Genomic DNA, 18670 nt, shown 5'->3' on the forward strand with positions numbered 1-18670 from the left:
CAGGATCACCATCTTGCCAGCCTTGATATCGGCAATGATTTCCTGGGTTGTGCTCAGCGCCATGGGCTACTCCATCAGTGTGCTTGGGGGTTGAGCCCGCAGGCTCAACGCAAATGCGTGTGTATGTTGCTCTAGATTGGGGCTAGCGGCTCCATTTCAATCAGAGCGGGATCACAGAAAATCGTTTTGGTGGCCAGAATCAGCGCACACCGTCAGAGAAAACCGGCCTTGGCCAGCGTCTCCATGGTCAGGGTCGAGGCGCTGCTCTCCTGACTTTTTCCCATCATCAGCCGCTCCAGATAACGGGCGATCTGATCGACCTCGAGGTTGACCTTGTGACCCGGCTTCCAGCTGGCAATAGTGGTCTCCTGCGCGGTGTGGGGCACGATCGTCAGGCGGAAAAGGTCCCCCTGCACCGCGTTGACGGTGAGGCTGATGCCATCCACCGCAATGGAGCCCTTCTCGGCGATATAGCGGGAGAGTTCCCCCGGCGCCTTGATCCAGTACTCGATGGCACGGCCGCTGCTGGAGACGCTTTTCACCTCCCCTACCCCATCCACATGGCCGGAGACCAGATGGCCGCCGAGGCGGGAGGTGGGCATCAGCGCCTTCTCGAGGTTGACCCGATCGCCCACTCTGGCGGCGGCAAAGCCAGTACGGGAGAGGGTTTCCAGCGACACGTCGGCGGTATAACTCTTGTCGCCCAGCGCCACCACGGTGAGGCAGACGCCGTTGGTAGCGATGGAGTCGCCCAGTTTGACGTCACTGAAGTCGAGATGCGGTGCATGGACGGTGAGGGCCATGTCCTCCCCCTGACGGCGCAGCTCGGCCAGGGTTCCCACCGCTTCGATAATTCCGGTAAACATGCAGATCACCTTGCTGATGACGGGGGCTGATTATGCCCCCTTGAACATTGAAAGATCAGGCTATTTTGGCGGTAATGCGAATATCCGGCCCCACCATGCGCACATCCTTGATGGCGAGCTTGGGGGCCTGGAACAGCCGGGTCAGACCCGGCAGATGGAACAGGCCGCGCCCCTCTTCGCCCATCAGTTTGGGCGCCTGATAGAGCACCAGCTCATCCACCAGCCCTTTTTCCAGCAGAGCGCCGCAGAGCCGCGGGCCCGCCTCGACCAGTACCGAGTTGACGTTCTGTTTGGCCAGCAGCATGAAGAGGCTGACCAGATCCAGCTTGCCATCCAGCAGCGGCAGCTCCAGCTGCTGCACCCACTCGGGCCACTCGCCAGACGCCTTGTGACGGGCCAGCAGCACCGGGCTCTCGCTCTGGAACAGCGGCAAGTCGGGGGTGAGCCGGTTTTGCGAATCGACGATGACCCGCAGCGGCTGGCGCAGGGTCTCCTTGGGATAGCTCGCCTTGACCGAGGGGGGCAGCTCGTCCCAGCGCACGGTCAGGGAAGCGCCATCGGCCAGCACCGTCTCGGCGCTGGAGAGCACCGCATCGTGGCGGGCCCGCAGTCGTTGCACATCGCGGCGCGCATCCGGGGAGGTGATCCACTGGCTCTCGCCGCTCGCCATGGCGGTGCGGCCATCGAGGCTGGCTCCCAACTTGACGGTCACCCGCGGGAAGGCGGTACGCATCCGCTTGAAAAAGCCCGGGTTGAGCGCTTCGGCTTCGCTCGCCAGCAGGCCGAAATCGGTCTTGATCCCCGCTTCGGAGAGCATCCGCAGGCCACGTCCACCCACCTGGGGATTGGGATCGACCATGGCCGCCACCACCCGGGCCACGCCGGCGTTGATCAGCGCCTCGGCGCAGGGGGGAGTACGACCGTGATGGGAGCAGGGTTCGAGAGTCACATAGGCGGTAGCGCCACGGGCGTTGTCACCGGCGGCGCGCAGGGCGTAAACCTCGGCATGGGGCTCGCCCGCCTTCTGATGCCACCCTTCGCCAACCACCACGCCATTTTTGACCAGCACGGCGCCGACGCAGGGGTTGGGGGCTGTGGTGTAGCGGCCGCGGCGGGCCAGTTCGAGGGCCCGACTCATCCATTGGTAATCATCTTGACTAAACATTCGGGCTCCTTTGACAACACATCTCGACTTTACGCAGTATCGTAGGTTCGATTAGCGCAGCGTAATCGGACGCGGCAACATGGGTGAGCATGGCGGTTTACTTCTCCAGCTTGGCAATCTTTTCGCCGAACTCGCGAATATCTTCGTGTCCTGAGGTAGAGAGGGGCGAAGCGGATATCCACTTGCCCATCCGATACCATCATTTCTCCAATTTGGCGATCTCTTCGCCGAACTCGCGAATATCTTCGAAGCTGCGATAGACGGAGGCAAAGCGGATATAGGCCACCTTGTCCAGACTCTTGAGTTCATCCATCACCAGATTGCCCACCAGCTCGGAGGCGACTTCGCGCTCGCCGGTGGCACGCAGGCGGGATTTGATATGGTTGACCGCTTTTTCGATGGCCTCCATGCTCACCGGCCGCTTCTCCAGTGCCCGCAGGATGCCGGCACGCAGCTTGTCTTCGTTGAACGGCTCGCGGGAACCGTTGGACTTGATGACGCGGGGCATCACCAGCTCGGCCATTTCGAAGGTGGTAAAACGCTCGTGACAGAGCAGACACTCACGACGGCGGCGCACCTGATGGCCTTCTGCCACCAGACGGGAATCGATCACCTTGGTATCAACCGCACTACAGAATGGGCAATGCATCGGACCTCCGGCGTTAATGGAACAGGGACCGGCCCGGCGGGCCAGGATCTAGGTCGGCCAGTGTAGCACGGCCATCCAAAACCGGTAAAAGCCAGAAAAAACAATGCCACCCGCAGGTGGCATTGGTCTCAAACCGGATGGTCTGACTTATCAGCCATAAACCGGGAAGCGGCGGCAGATATCCAGCACCTTCTCGCGTACGGTGGCCAGCACAGCATCGTTGTCGTGGTTGTCCAGTACGTCGCAGATCCAGTGGGTCAACTCGATGGACTCGGCTTCCTTGAAACCGCGGCGGGTGATAGCCGGGGTACCGATCCGCACACCGGAGGTGACGAACGGGGAGCGCGGGTCGTTGGGCACGGAGTTCTTGTTGACGGTGATGTTGGCTTTGCCCAGCGCAGCGTCAGCATCCTTACCAGTCAGCTCACGACCGATCAGATCAACCAGCATCAGGTGGTTGTCGGTTCCGCCGGAGACGATCTTGTAACCGCGCTCGATAAAGGTCGCAGCCATCGCCTTGGCGTTCTTCACTACCTGAGCCTGATAGGTCTTGAACTCGGGCTCCAGCGCCTCTTTGAAGGCAACGGCTTTACCGGCAATGACGTGCATCAGCGGGCCACCCTGACCACCCGGGAAGACGGCAGAGTTGAGCTTCTTGTAGAGCTCCTCGTCGTCAGCAGCGGAGAGGATCAGACCACCGCGCGGACCGGCCAGGGTCTTGTGAGTGGTAGAGGTGACCACGTGAGCGTGGGGAACAGGGTTCGGGTAGACGCCAGCGGCGATCAGGCCAGCCACATGGGCCATGTCGACGAACAGGTAGGCACCGACCTTGTCGGCGATTTCGCGCATGCGGGCCCAGTCAACGATGCCGGAGTAGGCGGAGAAGCCACCGATCATCATCTTCGGCTTGTGCTCGACAGCCTGACGTTCCATGTCGTCGTAGTCGATCTTGCCGGACTCATCGATACCGTAAGGCACGATGTTGTAAAGCTTGCCGGAGAAGTTGACCGGAGAGCCGTGGGTCAGGTGACCGCCGTGGGCCAGGTTCATGCCCAGTACGGTGTCGCCCGGCTGCAGCAGAGCCATGTAAACGGCGCTGTTGGCCTGGGAGCCGGAGTGCGGCTGCACGTTGGCGTAAGTGGCACCGAACAGCTCTTTGGCGCGCTCGATAGCCAGGGTTTCGACCACATCCACATACTCGCAACCACCGTAGTAACGCTTGGAGGGGTAACCTTCGGCGTACTTGTTGGTCAGCTGGGAGCCCTGGGCTTCCATGACACGGGGGCTGGTGTAGTTCTCAGACGCAATCAGCTCGATATGCTCTTCCTGACGACGGGTTTCGTCTGTGATGGCCTGCCACAATTGCGGATCATAATTGGCGATGGTCATGTCACGTTTCAACATCCGTTTCTCTCCTGAAAATCGTTTGCGCGTTAGGTGAAGTGGGCGCTGGCATTGTAACGTGAGCTGGATCAAAGAGACAGTCCAACCACCTAAAAAAATGTTGAATTTATGTTGTAAAAAGCAAGATTCCCTCCCCGTTCAATACCCTGGCCGCTCCGCCAAACGGCACATTTTTCATCCCGCTGCAGGCGGGCAAAACCCGAAGGGGATCACAACGCCCTCTTTATCCATCCTGTAACATATTCATTCGAAACAAATTTAATGATGATGGAGCTGATTGCAGCCATGCATCCGAGGGGCTGCACCTAACCGGAGGAGTTCAAGATGGACCATCTGCTGACATTCGTGATCCTGGCTGTCTTTTTTCTGTTCTACTGGGTCTACTACACCAGCCAACGCAAACATGTCCCCACCACCTCGTGGGAGCAGCTCCCCACCAAAGCCGACTATCTGGCGGCCCACCCTGAATCAGTCGATGGCGATATCATCTTCTGTTATCACTGCGGCCACCACGAGTTGCTGGAGGTGGGCATGGTGCACCTGACCGATTTTCGTCGGGAATGGGTCTGTGCCAAGTGCAAGCAGGTGCTGTTTCGCGAGAGCGAATAACGGCGCAGGGGCTGGCCCCCTCTGAACGTTGTGCATCGCCAGCAGGGATCAAAACGGCGCATCCCTGTCGGCCGCCAACCACTGCTGCAACCCGCTCACCGCCGCGTCAAATTGCGCCCCGATTGTCGCAGGCTCCCCGCCTCCCGCCTCAAGAGCCGCACAGTGGCTGGCAAATTCGGTCAACCCAAGCGCCAGCGCACTCCCCTTGAGCTTGTGCGCCAGCTGACGTTGCTCACTTCCCTCACCCTGAGCCAACTTATCCACCAACACCCGCCCTTGCGACTCAAACAGCGCGACCAGCTGACGGATCCGCGCCATGCCGAGCAGGGGAAGATCGGCATCCAGCACCGGATTGGCCCACTCGGGGTGGTTAGTTGGGGGCACGGCTACTGATAACTGCACCTGCGGCTCGATAGAGGCCCCTTCTTGCCGAAATAGTTGATCTATGGCGTTCGCCAGCACCGCCAGCCGCACCGGCTTGCCGACAAAATCGACAAACCCGGCGGCAAGGCAGTGGCGGATATCCTCCGGATACATCTGGGCTGAGATGGCGATGGCGGGCAGCGGCCGCTCATGCATCTCCTCGCTGATGGCGGCCAGATCCTCGCGCAGGGTCATGCCGTCCATATCGGGCAGATTGATATCGAGCAGCGCCAGCTCGAAGGGGCGCTCGGTCACCAGCGCCAGCGCGCTGCGACCATCCTCCGCCAGGGTGACGCGATGGCCGAGGCGGGTCAGCATGCCGTGCGCCACCAGCCGGTTGATCTCGTTATCCTCCACCAGCAGGATGTCGCGGGACTGGCCAAGGTGCAGCGGTTGCGCCTCGGCAGGCTGCTGAGCACTCGAGCGTTGCAAGGGCAGGCTGAAGCTGAATTCACACCCCTTGCCCGGTTCGCTGGCAAGGATCAGCTCGCCCCCCATGGCGGCCACCAGCTTGCGGCTGATCGCCAGTCCCAACCCGGTGCCGCCCTGATGGCCTATATCGCGCTTGCGCTGGCGAAACGCCTCGAACACCGCCTCCTGCTCATCGGCCGGAATGCCGGGGCCGGTATCGCGCACCACAAACCGGATGCAGGGCTCGGCGCAAGGGCCTTGGCAGGCAAGAGGCGCCACCGTCAGGGTAATCTGGCCACGGGCGGTAAACTTGACCGCATTGCCGAGCAAGTTGCCGAGCACCTGCCGCAGCTTGCCCAGATCCCCCTCGACCACAGGCGCCAGCTCGGGTGCATATTCCAGCGCCAGGGTGACCCCCTTGGCCGCAGCCTTTGGCCGGAACAACGCGCTGAGTTCATCCACCAGCTGGAACAGGGGGAAGGGCTCGCGGCGCGCCTCCACATGGCCCGCCTCGATCTTGGAGTAGTCGAGAATGTCGTTGAGGATCTCCAGCAGGGATTCGCCACTGTGCTCGATGGCGGCCAGATAGCGCTGCTGGGTATCGCTCAGGTGGGTATCTTCCAGCAGCGTCAGGCCCCCGAGAATGCCGTTCATGGGGGTGCGGATCTCGTGGCTCATGGTGGCGAGAAACACCGACTTGGCCCGGTTGGCCTGCTCGGCCTCGGCGCGAGCCTGCCGCTGCTTCTCCACCTCCTCATTGAGCCGCTCGTTGGCGTGGCTGAGCTGGCCGGTGCGCTCCTCGACCCGCGACTCCAGCTCTCGCTGATAGCGGCCCAACTCGACCGCATTGTCACGAAACACCTGTAAAGCTCGGCCCAGCTCCGCCAGCTCATCGCGCCCGGTGCTGGCGATCGGCTCAAGAGGTGCCAGATCTCCGCGTGCCAACCGGCTCATCCCCGCCACCGCCCGTTGCAGCGGCCAGACGATCCGGCCGTAGACCATGCGCCACATCAGCAGCATCAGTAGTAGCAGGGTGAGCAGGCCAATGCCCATCAACGCCTGCTCCAGCAGCCTGAGGCGCTGGCTTAGCGCCTGCTGGCTCTGCCCCAGCGAATCGCGGGCACGGCTGACCAGCTCTCCGACCTGCTGGTTGAGACTGCTCATCAGAGCTTCATTGGCATTGGCCAGCACCCGCAGCGCCTCCCCCTTGCCGAGCCAGTCGCTGCGCAGTTGCACCAGCTTGTCGCTCTGTGCCAGCACGGTCAGCGCCTGTTCCACCGCCTGCCGGCGGGCCGGGTCGGTCACAGCCCCGGCCCGCAGTTGCAAGATGGCCAGCTCCCGCAGCCCCTCTTGCAATAGCGTTTGCAACTGTTCCTGTCGTTCGCTGCGCCACATCTCCTCGATGCGCTGCTGCTGCATCAGGGTACGATGACGCAGCTCGGTCATCTGCTCCAGCCAGTCAAGATCCTGCTCCAGCAGGCGGTCCAGCGTCCGGGTCACCTGCGCACCTTGCTGTTGGTAGAGGGAACCCAACCCCGCCACCATCACGGTTTCGGCGTTCTCCATCTGGCTTCTCGCCAGCTCGGCGATCTGCCCAGCCGCCGCCACCAGACGGGCCCGCTGCGCCTCCCCCTGCGCCATCAGGGTCAGTCGCTCTCCCACCAGCCAGCCCTGCTGACCCAGATTACCGATAATGCTCTGGCTGAGCTGATCGAGGCTTGTTGAACCCTGCCCACGGCCAAGTTGTGCCAGTACCTGCTGCAACTGTTGCCCCTGCAGAGTGAGCAAGCGTCCCTGATGCTCCCGCTCCTGCGCGCTGGTCGCGGTGGCCAGCAGCCGCGACGCGCTCTGGATCTCGCCGCTGAGGCGAGAGAGCGTGCGGGCCAGCTCCTGATCGGCCAGAGTCTGCTGCACCCCTTGCTCCAGCTGGCGCAGATGGCTAAGCCCCACCCAGCCCAGCAGGGAGGCACTCAGGGTCAACAACGCCATCAGGGAGAAGGCCAGCAGCAACTTGCCACCCAGGCCGGAAAAGATTCTCACGGGAAGTCCCTTGGTTGTGGTCGGCTTTGACCGGATAATATGGCCCAACACTTTAACAAAACCCCTGGCCATGCGAAGCGTCTATCTCTCCCCCTTGTTGCTGATCTGGTTGCTAATGCTTCCCCGAGCCGCCCTCGCCTTTGCGGTCGATATCTGGCCCGGCGGCGAATTCAGCGGCCAGCCGCTGCGCCAGCAGTGGCAGGAACCCGCCGCCGCAACCCAACCGCTGACCCTCTGTGCCCTCTACCCCCATCTGCGCGATGCCTACTGGCTTTCGGTCAATCAGGGCATGGTTGACGAGGCGAAGCGGCTGGGAGTCAAGTTGCAGATCCACGAAGCAGGGGGTTACGGTGCCCTCGTCGAGCAGCGCCAGCAGTTGCAGCGCTGCGTGCAGGAAGGGAGCGACGCCATCTTGCTCGGCGCAGTGAGCTATCAGGGCTTGCGCGAGGCAACCAAGGTCACGCCGCTGCCGCTCTTTGGACTGGTCAACGATCTGCCCAGCGGTCTGGTGCAGGCCAAGGTGGGGGTCTCCTGGTACCAGATGGGCTGGCAAATCGGCCACTGGCTGGCGCAGCGTCACCCCGCCGGCAGCAAGCCGGTCTCGGTCGCCCTCTTCCCCGGACCGCAGGCAAGTGGCGGCAACAACTTCGTCGAGCCGGGCTTTGCCGATGCCATCAAGGGGAGCGCCATCAAGCTGGTCAGCACCGAGCGTGGCGACAACAGCCGGGAAATCCAGCGCACGCTGGTGCAGCAGACGCTGGCCCGCTATCCCGACCTCGACTATCTGGTGGGGGGCGCCATCGCCGCCGAAGTGGCGGTCAACGAGCTGGCGCAGCGCCATCTCGACAGGCCCCAGGTGCTGAGCACCTACTTCAGCCACGGGGTACAGCGGGGCCTGCGCCGGGGCAAGATCCTCGCCGCCAACAGCGATCAGATGCGGCTGCAGGGGCGCCTTGCGGTCGCTCAGGCGGTCTGCCTGCTGCAACACCCTGATGCCAGTGCCGAGCAGTGCCCGCGAGTGATGGGGCCACCCATTCTGACGCTGTCTGCGCCGCTGGCCGACCCCGCCGATTCCCTCTCGGATGGCGCTTTTCGCCCCGTCTATCAGGTCGAATAGCCGTTCAAAATCCGATTAGCACACTCAAGGAGAAGAGATGAAAGAGTTACATGCCAGCTGCCTGTGCGGCGCCGTCGCCCTGACCCTGCCGGATCAGTTCGACTATATGGGGAACTGCCACTGCAGCGAATGCCGCAAGTTTTCAGGGGGAGATTATGCCTCGGTCGGCGGACTGGATGGCAACAAGGTCACCATAGTGAAGGGAGAAGAGGCCATCGGCCGCTACCGGAAATCGGCAGAGACCACCCTGGCCTTCTGTCGTCACTGCGGCTCCAGCCTGTTCAGCCAGAAGAGCAGCAGCGGCAAGATCAACCTGCGCCTCGGGGTACTGGACGATGTGCCGAGCCAGCGGCCCGCGTTTCACATCTTTGTCGGCTCCAAGGCGCCCTGGCACCAGATTGGCGACGACTGCCCGCAATTTGATACCCGCCCGCCGGTCTGACACCCGGTCAAACAGGTCAAGGCCACCGTAACGGGGTCAGGAGGCTATCTCGCCGGCAAACAGATAGCCTTCCCCATGGACGGTGACAAACAGCTGGGGATCCCGCGGATCCGCTTCCATCTTGCCGCGCAGCCGCCGGATCAACACGTCTATGGTGCGATCGCTCGGGCCATCGCTGCGATGGCTGATGAGGGTCAGGATCCGCTCCCGACTGAGCACCCGCCCGGCATGGGCGACAAAGGCCACCAGCACTTCGTATTCCGCCTTGGTCAAACGCACCGGCACTCCGTCCTTGCTGAGCTGGCGACGGGGAATATCAAAACGCCAGGGGCCAAAGCGTACCGCATCGTCAGCCACCGCAGGCTCGCTCGGCGCGGCGGCCGCCAGCGAGATCCGCCACAGCAGATTCTTGACCCGCACCAGCAACTCCCGTAGCTCGAACGGCTTGGTGACATAGTCATCGGCCCCCATCTCGAGGCCGACAATCCGGTCCACCGCATCGCTGCGGCCGGTGACCAGAATGATCCCCACCGTGCTGCGCGCCCGCAGTTCACGGGTCAGCAGCAGACCATCTTCCCCCGGCAGGTTGATATCCAGCATCACCAGATCGACCGGCTGCTCCGCCAGCACGGCGCGCATCTCCTGGCCGTTTTCGACCGCCGTCACCCGATAGCCCTCCCGCTCGAAATAGCCGGTCAGCTTCTCGCGGGTAACCGCATCATCTTCAACAACCAGAATGTGGTAGCTCATGGGCAGGGTTCACGATGGTCGACAAGGGAGGATTATTCTATTCACATTTTGTCATAAATACCCCTATTTCATTAATTTGTGGCGGCAGCCCTGTTCACAACGCCTCCCTATCATGGCTCCCATCAAAAAAGTGATGTGAGAGAGCATGATGAAAAAACTGTGGCACTTCCTGCGCACCCCCAGCCGCCGCTGGTCGGTACTGGCGCTGCTTCTGGTGGGCGTCGGCGTCACCCTCGCGGGCACCGTCGGCCTGCACTATGGCTTTGAGAAAACCAGCAGCCTCGAATTCTGTATCTCCTGCCACTCCATGAAAGACACCGTCTATCCGGAGTACAAGGAGTCCATCCACTTCAAGAATGCCTCAGGGGTACAGGCGGTCTGTACCGACTGTCACCAGCCGAAAGACTTTGTTGGCAAGGTGGCCCGCAAGATGGAGGCGGCCAACGACCTCTATCAGGAGTACATAGGCCACAGCATCGACACCCAGGAGAAGTTCGAGGACCGGCGCCTGCATCTGGCCGAGAAGGTGTGGGCACGGATGAGCAGCCAGAACTCCAAGACCTGCAAGTCCTGCCACAGCTACGACAACATGGATCACGCCAAGCAGTCCCCGGCGGCCGCGCTGGCGATGAAAGATGCGGCGGCGAAGAACATGAACTGCATCGAGTGCCACAAGGGCATCGCCCACGAACTCCCCAACATGGCGGGCGGCTTCCGGGCCACTTACGCCACCCTGGTCAACGACGCGCAAGAGGCGCCAGCCGCCGAGACCCTCTACAACCTGGGTGAAAAAGACCTCTATGCCAGCGAACAGAGCAGAGACCCGGTCGGCAAACTGCTGCCCGCCTCCCGCATCGACGTCGTAGACCGCAGCGGCGATCGCCTCAAGGTGACCATCGAAGGGTGGCGCGAGAGCGATGGCAAGGGCCGGGTGCTGAGCGAATACATGGGCAAGCGGGTCTTCGTCGCCACCATCCGTGATGAACTGAAAGCGAGCGAGAAAGTGCTCAAGCAGGAGACCGACAGCGCCACCCATATCAAGTGGGAGCAGGTTCAGGTGCAGGCCTGGGTCGATGGCAAGGGCTTTGAATCATCGCTCAAGCCGATCTGGGATTACGCCGGCGAGATGTACAAATCCACCTGCAACTCCTGCCACGGCGCGCCGGATCCCGCTCACTTCACTGCCAACGGCTGGATTTCGGGACTCAAGGCGATGTCTGCCTACTATCGCCTGAGCAAGGAAGAGGAGCGCACCCTGCTCAAATACCTGCAAAACCACGCCGCCGATACCGGTGGTCAGGGCAGCCACTAAGTCCGGATTCGAAAGAGGAATAACAAGATGATCAATATTTCCCGTCGTGGTTTTCTGGGTGGCTTGCTGGCCAGCGGTGCCTCTGCCCTGATCGGCCCCTCCCTGCTCGGTCGTGCCGTGATGGCCGCCGAGTCTGGCGACAAGCTGGTGCAGTCCGGCTCCCACTGGGGCGCCTTCCGTGCCCGGGTGGTCGATGGGCGCTGGGTCGAGACCCTGCCGTTCGAGCATGACAAGCACCCCACCGACATGCTCAAGGCCTTGAGTGAGGTGGTCTACAACCCCTCCCGCATCCGCTACCCCATGGTGCGGCTGGACTGGCTGCGCAAGGGGCACCAGTCCGACACCAGCGAACGCGGCCAAAACCGCTTCGTGCGGGTCACCTGGTCCCAGGCGCTGGACTTCTTCTATCACGAGCTGGAGCGAGTACAGAAGACCTATGGCCCGAGCGCCCTCTATGCCGGCCACTCCGGCTGGCAGTCGGTGGGCAAGCTGCACTCCGCTGGTGCCATGCTGGGACGCGCCATGAACCTGCACGGCACCTATCTGGCCAAGGCCGGTGACTACTCCACCGGTGCCGCCCAGGTGATCCTGCCCCACGTGGCGGGCGCCATGGAGGTGTATGAGCAGCAGACCTCCTGGCCGCTGGTGCTGGAGCACAGCAAAACCATCGTCATCTGGGGCTCCGATCCCATCAAGAACCTGCAGGTGGGCTGGCTGGTGCCGGATCACAGCGTCTACGACTACTGGGCGCAGCTCAAAGAGAAGGTGGCCAAGGGCGAGATCCGAGTGATCAGTGTCGACCCGGTCAAATCCAAGACCCAGAAGTACCTCAATTGCGATCAGGTGACCCTGAATCCGCAAACCGACGTACCGCTGATGCTGGGCATCGCCCACACCCTCTACAGCGAGAAGCGCCACGACGAGGCGTTCCTGAAGAACTACACCACCGGCTTTGACAAGTTCCTGCCCTACCTGCTGGGCACCAGCGATGGTCAGGTGAAGGATGCCGAGTGGGCCGCCGCCATCTGTGGCGTCCCTGCCGAGACTATCCGCGAACTGGCCCGCGCCATGAGCAGTGGACGCACCCAGCTTATCGGCGGCTGGTGTGTGCAGCGCATGCACCATGGCGAGCAGTACGCCTGGATGCTGGTGGTACTGGCCTCGATGATTGGCCAGATCGGCCTGCCGGGGGGCGGTTACGGCTTTGGCTGGCACTACAACGGGGCGGGTACCATCACCTCCAGCGGCCCCATCATGTCAGGTTTCAGCTCGGTCATCCCCGGCGTTAAACCACTCCATGACGGCGACTGGAAGGGCTACTCCAAGTACATTCCGGTGGCCCGTTTCGTCGACTGCATCCTCAATCCGGGCAAGCAGATCGCCTTCAACGGCCAGACCATCACCTACCCCCACATGAAGATGGCGGTGTTCTGCGGCAACAACCCGTTCCACCATCAGCAGGATCGCAACAAGATGGTCGCCGCCTGGCGCAAGCTGGAAACCGTGGTCAGCATCGATCACCAGTGGACCGCCAGCTGCCGCTTTGCCGATATCGTGCTGCCCGCCACCACCACTTATGAGCGGGACGACATCGAGCAGTGGGGCTCCCACTCCAACGCGGGCATTCTGGCCATGTACAAGGTGGTGGAGCCGCTGTTCGAGGCGCGCGATGACTACGACATCTTCGCCGATCTCTGCCGTCGCTTCGGTCGTGAGGCCCAGTTCACCGGTGGCAAGAGCAAGCTGGAGTGGATCCAGAGCATCTATGACGATGCCCGCCTGCAGGGTCGCGGCATCGGCATCCGTCTGCCCCGTTTCAGCCAGTTCTGGCACGGCGAGGGCTTCGTCACCTTCCCGGCAGGCCAACCCTGGGTGCGCCACGAGTCGTTCCGTCAGGAGCCGGATCTGGAGCCGCTGGGCACCCCGTCTGGCCTTATCGAGATCTACTCCAAGACCATCGCCGACTACGGCTATGGGGATTGCCCGGGCCATCCGGTCTGGATCGAGCCCTACGAGCGCTCCCACGGCGGGCCGGGCAGCAAACAGTACCCGCTGCACCTGCAATCCTGCCACCCGGACAAGCGGCTGCACAGCCAGCTCTGCTCCTCCGACAACTACCGCGCCACCTACACGGTGCAGGGTCGCGAACCTGTCTACATGAATCCGCAGGATGCCAAATCCCGCGGCCTCAAGGACGGCGATCTGGTGCGGGTGTTCAACGGCCGCGGTCAGGTATTGGCTGGTCTGGTGGTGAGCGATGACTACGCCCCCGGCGTGGTGCGCATTCAGGAAGGAGCCTGGTATGGCCCGCTAGAGGGTGGCAAGGTGGGGACGCTCTGTACCTACGGCGATCCCAACGTGCTGACCGCCGACATCGGCTCTTCCAGCCTGGCGCAGGCCACCACGGCCCATACCGCGCTGGTGGAGATCGAGAAGTTCCGCGGGCAGGCACCCGCCATCACTGCCTTCGGCGCGCCGGAATCGGCCAAGGGCATCGACCCCATGTTCCCGGCACTCTGACCCCAAGGGGACGAAAGCGCCCCCTTGAGTTTCCTTTATTTTTAAAGTCGTTAGAATCGGGAGCCATCAAGGCTCCCGATTGCCATCCACGGAGGAAAAATGCAGGAATTTATGGCTACCAGCGAACGCCGGGCCGAACTCTACTGGTGGTTCTCCACCCTGTTCGCCGCCGAACTCAGTGATGAGCAGATCGCCGAATATGACACCTATGATGTGCGAAGCTTCCTGAAAAGCCTCTCCACCCTGGATCCGATGCGCGAAGCCGTGGCCGAACTCAACGAGGCCATCGCCCGCCTGCTGGTGCGCCCGGATCGCCAACTGGAACTCGCCGCCGACTTCGCCGGCCTGTTTCTGGTGGATCCCAAACAGGGCGCCCTGCCCTACGAATCGCTCTATCGTGGCGAGGCCAAGCTACTGATGCAGGCCCCGATGGCCGAGATGCAGGCCCGCCTCGATCGCCTTGGTATCAATGTCAGCGATAAATACAAAGAGCCTGCCGACCATCTGGCCATCGAGCTGGATCTGATGGGCAATCTCATCATCCGCGCGGCGGAAGCCAAGAGCGCGGCCGAACGGGAACGCTGGCTCGACGAGCAGGAAGCGCTGCTGCACGGCCATCTGCTGGGCTGGTTTGACAAGTTCGAAAGCGCCTGTCGCGCCGCCGACCGGTTTGGCTTCTACGGCGCCAGTGCCCGTCTGCTGGGGGTCTTCCTCAAGATGGATGCCAACTACCTCTCTCTGGTCAAACCGGCACCGTCTGCCGACTGAGGCCGCGATGAAGACAGCCCTGCTTCTGATTGCATGCTGGCTGCTGGCCCTGATCCCGCTGGATCAGGGCATTACTCCCCTGATTGCGCTGCTGTTCAACCCGGATCGCGAGCTCTACGGCACCGCCCAGCTCACCGGATTTGCTGGCATCCTGCTCACCCTCTACCTTGCCAATCTCGGCGTCGAGGTGGTGTTGCGCCGCCGCTTCCAGATTGCCGGCATGCTGGCGCTGCTGGCCGCCTGGATCGACTTCATCAACAGCAGCGGCAGCGAGTCGCACTTCCTGCTGCTCTATCTGCTTGCCCTCCCGTTCCATCTGCTCGGCTGGCTGGTATTTGTGCGCGGTATTCAGGCATTTGGCCGAGAGAAAGGCTAAAAAACAGCCAATAATATTGCAAATCATGACAGCCAGGTCAGGCACTTCCCAGTCATTACAAGCACATCGGTACAGCTCCCCGTAATATTTGCTTACATTCAGCTCCCGTTCAGTTTTACAAAAGCCGATATAGTGCCGCTCCTTTCGCCACACTACACAGGAGCAATCGTATGCCTCCACAGGATGCGCGCATCACAGGCCTCGATCTGTTGCGCGGGCTTGTCATCTTCATGGCCGTCTTCGAGCACTACACCGGTTACCTCAACTACTGGTACATCGATTTCTTCAATCGGGAACATGCCTTGTGGGACAGCTTCTATGTATCACACAAGGCAATGGCGGGACACCTGCTCCCCATGGATCAGCTGACAGCACACGCATCAGCCTGGTTAATCCCCTGGGTCAGCCAGATCTACCTGGCCTTGGCCGCATTCAACCTGAGCCGCCGCGATCAGGCCAGCTTCAAGCCGCAGCTGGGCAGCAAGCTGGCCCTGTTTGCCAGCATCATACTGATGCTCTATGTCGAAGGGTTGGTCATCGCCCCCAACTTCGGCGAGGCCATCTCGTTCTACCCGGTCATGCTCTGGATGTGCCTGCTGGCGCTCTTCTCCATGGTGTATGCCAGGTTCGGCATCCGCGGCATGCTCCTGCTGACCCTTCTAAGCCTGCTGCTGGATCAACTCGGCGTACAGGATCTGCTCGGCCATATCGACAGCTGGATGAAGCTGCACGTTCACCCCGACTATGAGCTGGATGCCCGTCTCGACCTCTTCATGGCCAGTGGCTGTTTCGGCTTTCTCTATGGCTGGTGCTGGCATCAGCGCCCACAATGGCGAGATCGCCTCAACCGTCTGGTACTGACGCTGTCGCTGGTGGCGCTGGCCATCTATCTCATGTTCGGCGAGACAAGCACGGTCGAGCTCAACGACATCTACGCCAACGAACACGAACTGGCGCTGGACATGATCGGCCGAGCCGGGATCTGGGGTATGGAGTTTCTGGTGATCGGTACCGTGCTCTGGCTACACCAACACAATATCCGTCTCTGCTGGCGACCACTCAACTGGATCGGCATGTACTCGCTGACCGTCTTCATCTTCCACAAGAGCATCTTCGTGCACCTGTGGGGCCCCTTGCTACTGTGGTGGACCGCCCGTCAGGGCACCATACTGCCCAACAGTTTTGGCCTTATCATGTTGCTCTGCACCGCCAGCATACTGCTTATTTATGCTTTCCAGCGCTCCGGCATCATCTGTCATCTGATGGGAATGCATCAGGATCGGGACTGGGCGCGGCTATATGGCAAATAAGTATTGGCTGTCGCTGCTAATACTGGTGACGCTACCATTGCAAGCAAAGGAGTTGTTACTGGGCAGCAGCTGGCAACTGGATAGTAACCAGGCCAGTAGTAACGCAACCCAGCACAGCCAACTCTGGTGGGGTTATGAACGGGAGACCCAGGTTGGGCTCCTTTTCACTAACGGAAGCAGTGCCGGGCTGGCACTACCTCTCTATGAAAAGAGTTTTATCGCCTTGGGAGTTGGATCCATGCCAGTGGTTGATAGTACCCGTTTCAGTGCTATGTGGCGCCTGGGATGGCAGCTGGATGATGACCATCAATTGACGTTGTCCCAGCTCGTCGACCTCACTGGCCGTTATGGCCAGCTCTGGTACATGGAGCACAGCCTGCCGCTGCCGGCCGGGCTCTCCCTCAACCTCTGGCTGACCCGGGGCAGTCAGGCACACATGGCCGCTTATGATGCTCATGAAGGTTGGCGAGACTGGGGGCTAACCCTGGAGCACAGTTGGGCTTGGCAAAAGTGGCAACTCGACGCAGAAGCGGGTGCCAAGCAGTGGCTCATCAAGGATCGCGATTGGCAACCCGTCGTGAACCTGACCCTGAGCTATCGCTTCAGCTGGTAACACTCACACCACAGGCAACTTCCACGTTTACCAGCGCCCACCTATCTTGGGTCCAGCCAAATGAAAACGCACAGACAGTCAAACCCATCGCATCATTAGGCTCTACAATGCAACTGCTTCCTGCAATCAGGGGGATATCCTGTTGCTGCGCACTCCAGGTTTCCTGACCAAATGGCAACATGCCAACCATGTTGCCAAATTCCATTACAACAGAGTCAATCATCGTCAGCCCTCTTTGCCAGCAAGCCGCACAGCTCAAGCACTAACGCTCTGACCGCGCATGATAAACATCCTCTGTTAGCGACATAACGCTCTCTCGGGATGTCAAAAGGACCACGGTAGCAAGGGCTTGCAACTCAGGCTGAACATCTGTGCCCACAAGCCCTTAACAGGGGAAAAAGGGATTATCTATTGGTACGCAACGTCAGGTCGACTGCGTTCATCAAAGGATGATGATGTCATTGGTGCCGCAGGGGAAAATCCCCTGGCGATAGATATGACTATCTGCCAAACGTCAGGGTGGGAACACCACCATCATCCCGCTCATTGAGCATGCGTGTGAGCGGTGAGTCGCCAGAGTAACGGGATCCAGGCTCACTGAGGGAAAATTTGGCCCCCGGTTTTTTTGCCTGCCATGCGTTGCCAAGCTGATCGGCAACCCGATCCCGCACGGTCTGTGACGGCTCCTGATGCGTAATCGCAAACTCTTTGGGGGGCTTGTCTGCCAGTACAGGCACATCAAACTGCCAGAGGGATGCACAGAGCAATAGAGAGAACATAACTACCTCCATCCATCAAAGTCCTCCTTTTTACTCACTCACCACCTGAGTGTCACCCATTACCCTGTAACCAAATGTTGCTGTCTATCCAAAAGTCTAATTGCCCCCATCAGCCAAAGGTATAAGTTGTTACTTAATTATTAAAAGTATGTATTCAAAGGAGTGAGTGATGAGCGAGAGCAAGGTCTATCCGGTCAAACCCCATATCAGCAACAGCGCCCTGCTCGACAAGGGCGACTACGCCGCCATGTACCAGGCCTCCGTCGAGGATCCCGATACCTTCTGGGGTGAACAGGGCAAAATCCTCGACTGGATAAAGCCCTACACCAAGGTAAAAAACACCTCCTACGATCCGGGCCATGTCTCCATCAAATGGTTTGAGGATGGCCAGCTCAACGTCTCCGCCAACTGCCTCGATCGCCACTTGGCAGAGCGTGGCGACAAGGTCGCCATCATCTGGGAAGGGGACAACCCTGCCGAAGATCGCAAACTCACTTATCGCGAATTGCACGCCGAAGTGTGCAAGTTTGCCAACGTCTTGAAAGCACAAGGGGTTCACCGCGGCGACGTGGTCTGCCTTTATATGCCCATGGTGCCCGAAGCCGCCATCGCCATGCTGGCCTGTACCCGCATCGGCGCGGTACACAGCATCGTCTTCGGCGGCTTCTCGCCGGAAGCGCTGGCCGGCCGCATCATCGACTCGGGCTCGCGCATCGTCATCACCGCCGACGAGGGACTGCGTGGCGGCCGTCCGGTGCCACTCAAGAAGAATGTGGATGAAGCGCTCACCAACCCGGATACCCAGGTCAACAAGGTGATCGTGCTCAAGCGCACCGGCGGCAATGTCGCCTGGCACAACCACCGCGACATCTGGTGGCATGAAGCAACCGCCGCCGTCAGCAGCGACTGCCCGCCCGAGGCGATGAACGCCGAAGATCCGCTCTTTATCCTCTATACCTCCGGCTCCACCGGCAAACCCAAGGGAGTGCTGCACACCACCGGCGGCTATCTGGTCTATGCCACCCTCACCTTCAAATATGTGTTCGACTACCACGAAGAGGACATCTACTGGTGTACCGCCGATGTGGGCTGGGTCACTGGTCACTCCTATCTGGT

The 18670-nt window shown here is 60.9% G+C and carries 18 protein-coding genes; 10 read left to right on the forward strand and 8 right to left on the reverse strand.

All coding sequences use genetic code 11. From position 1 onward, the window contains the following. Positions 1–212: 212 nt before the first annotated feature. From G5358_RS15045 to glyA, 4 genes are all read right to left on the reverse strand, one after another. Complete coding sequence (locus G5358_RS15045; RefSeq protein ID WP_216951959.1) at positions 213–866, reverse strand: riboflavin synthase; 654 nt, start codon at positions 864–866, stop codon at positions 213–215. Positions 867–921: 55 nt separating this feature from the next. After that, the gene (gene ribD, locus G5358_RS15050; RefSeq protein ID WP_216951960.1) at positions 922–2031 is read right to left on the reverse strand and encodes a bifunctional diaminohydroxyphosphoribosylaminopyrimidine deaminase/5-amino-6-(5-phosphoribosylamino)uracil reductase RibD; all 1110 of its coding nucleotides are present in this window, start codon (positions 2029–2031) and stop codon (positions 922–924) included. Between the two features lie 199 nt (positions 2032–2230). Next, positions 2231–2680 carry a transcriptional regulator NrdR gene (gene nrdR / locus G5358_RS15055; RefSeq protein ID WP_005338880.1) on the reverse strand — a complete coding sequence of 150 codons (450 nt, stop codon included), beginning with the start codon at positions 2678–2680 and terminating at the stop codon, positions 2231–2233. Between the two features lie 150 nt (positions 2681–2830). Next, the gene (glyA, locus tag G5358_RS15060) at positions 2831–4084 is read right to left on the reverse strand and encodes a serine hydroxymethyltransferase (protein WP_005338884.1); all 1254 of its coding nucleotides are present in this window, start codon (positions 4082–4084) and stop codon (positions 2831–2833) included. 324 nt (positions 4085–4408) lie between these two features. Between glyA and G5358_RS15065 the strand changes: the two genes are divergently transcribed. Next, positions 4409–4693: a hypothetical protein gene (locus G5358_RS15065; protein WP_201938297.1), complete on the forward strand. Its 285-nt coding sequence runs from the start codon at positions 4409–4411 to the stop codon at positions 4691–4693. 48 nt (positions 4694–4741) lie between these two features. Here G5358_RS15065 and torS read toward each other — a convergent pair whose 3' ends face one another. Next, positions 4742–7567, reverse strand: a complete 2826-nt coding sequence (gene torS / locus G5358_RS15070) for a TMAO reductase system sensor histidine kinase/response regulator TorS (RefSeq protein WP_421324369.1) — start codon at positions 7565–7567, stop codon at positions 4742–4744. Positions 7568–7637: 70 nt separating this feature from the next. Between torS and torT the strand changes: the two genes are divergently transcribed. Further along, complete coding sequence (torT, locus tag G5358_RS15075; RefSeq protein WP_421324371.1) at positions 7638–8684, forward strand: TMAO reductase system periplasmic protein TorT; 1047 nt, start codon at positions 7638–7640, stop codon at positions 8682–8684. A 37-nt stretch (positions 8685–8721) separates the two neighbouring features. Then, positions 8722–9126 carry a GFA family protein gene (locus G5358_RS15080; RefSeq protein ID WP_005338893.1) on the forward strand — a complete coding sequence of 135 codons (405 nt, stop codon included), beginning with the start codon at positions 8722–8724 and terminating at the stop codon, positions 9124–9126. A 36-nt stretch (positions 9127–9162) separates the two neighbouring features. Here G5358_RS15080 and torR read toward each other — a convergent pair whose 3' ends face one another. Continuing rightward, positions 9163–9876 (reverse strand): two-component system response regulator TorR, encoded by a 714-nt coding sequence (torR, locus tag G5358_RS15085; RefSeq protein WP_421324373.1) that lies wholly within the window; start codon positions 9874–9876, stop codon positions 9163–9165. Positions 9877–10021: 145 nt separating this feature from the next. Here torR and torC point away from each other — a divergent pair, with 145 nt between their 5' ends. The 6 genes from torC (at position 10022) to G5358_RS15115 (ending at position 16775) form a co-directional block, all read left to right on the forward strand. After that, on the forward strand, positions 10022–11188 hold the full coding sequence (torC, locus tag G5358_RS15090) for a pentaheme c-type cytochrome TorC (protein ID WP_421324375.1): 1167 nt from the start codon (positions 10022–10024) through the stop codon (positions 11186–11188). 27 nt (positions 11189–11215) lie between these two features. Then, positions 11216–13708, forward strand: a complete 2493-nt coding sequence (torA, locus tag G5358_RS15095) for a trimethylamine-N-oxide reductase TorA (RefSeq protein ID WP_421324376.1) — start codon at positions 11216–11218, stop codon at positions 13706–13708. A 99-nt stretch (positions 13709–13807) separates the two neighbouring features. Beyond that, entirely contained in the window at positions 13808–14476 is a 669-nt protein-coding gene (torD, locus tag G5358_RS15100) for a molecular chaperone TorD (RefSeq protein WP_021230390.1), read from the forward strand. Positions 14477–14483: 7 nt separating this feature from the next. Then, entirely contained in the window at positions 14484–14852 is a 369-nt protein-coding gene (locus tag G5358_RS15105; protein WP_227341296.1) for a hypothetical protein, read from the forward strand. 170 nt (positions 14853–15022) lie between these two features. Further along, positions 15023–16162, forward strand: coding sequence for a hypothetical protein (locus G5358_RS15110; RefSeq protein ID WP_421172940.1), 1140 nt, complete (start codon positions 15023–15025; stop codon positions 16160–16162). Then, on the forward strand, positions 16152–16775 hold the full coding sequence (locus G5358_RS15115; protein ID WP_216951967.1) for a MipA/OmpV family protein: 624 nt from the start codon (positions 16152–16154) through the stop codon (positions 16773–16775). Before G5358_RS15110 ends, G5358_RS15115 begins: the two co-directional genes overlap by 11 nt. Here G5358_RS15115 and G5358_RS15120 read toward each other — a convergent pair. Continuing rightward, on the reverse strand, positions 16765–16998 hold the full coding sequence (locus G5358_RS15120; RefSeq protein WP_216951968.1) for a hypothetical protein: 234 nt from the start codon (positions 16996–16998) through the stop codon (positions 16765–16767). The two genes, G5358_RS15115 and G5358_RS15120, sit on opposite strands and share 11 nt — an antisense overlap. 277 nt (positions 16999–17275) lie before the next feature. Beyond that, positions 17276–17554: a hypothetical protein gene (locus G5358_RS15125; protein WP_216951969.1), complete on the reverse strand. Its 279-nt coding sequence runs from the start codon at positions 17552–17554 to the stop codon at positions 17276–17278. A 169-nt stretch (positions 17555–17723) separates the two neighbouring features. Here G5358_RS15125 and G5358_RS15130 point away from each other — a divergent pair. After that, the coding region (locus G5358_RS15130) for an AMP-binding protein (protein WP_421324378.1) at positions 17724–18670 on the forward strand (947 nt) is incomplete at its 3' end.

The sequence above is a fragment of the Aeromonas sp. 604176 genome (genome assembly GCF_049170755.1).
Lineage (GTDB): Bacteria > Pseudomonadota > Gammaproteobacteria > Enterobacterales > Aeromonadaceae > Aeromonas > Aeromonas veronii_A.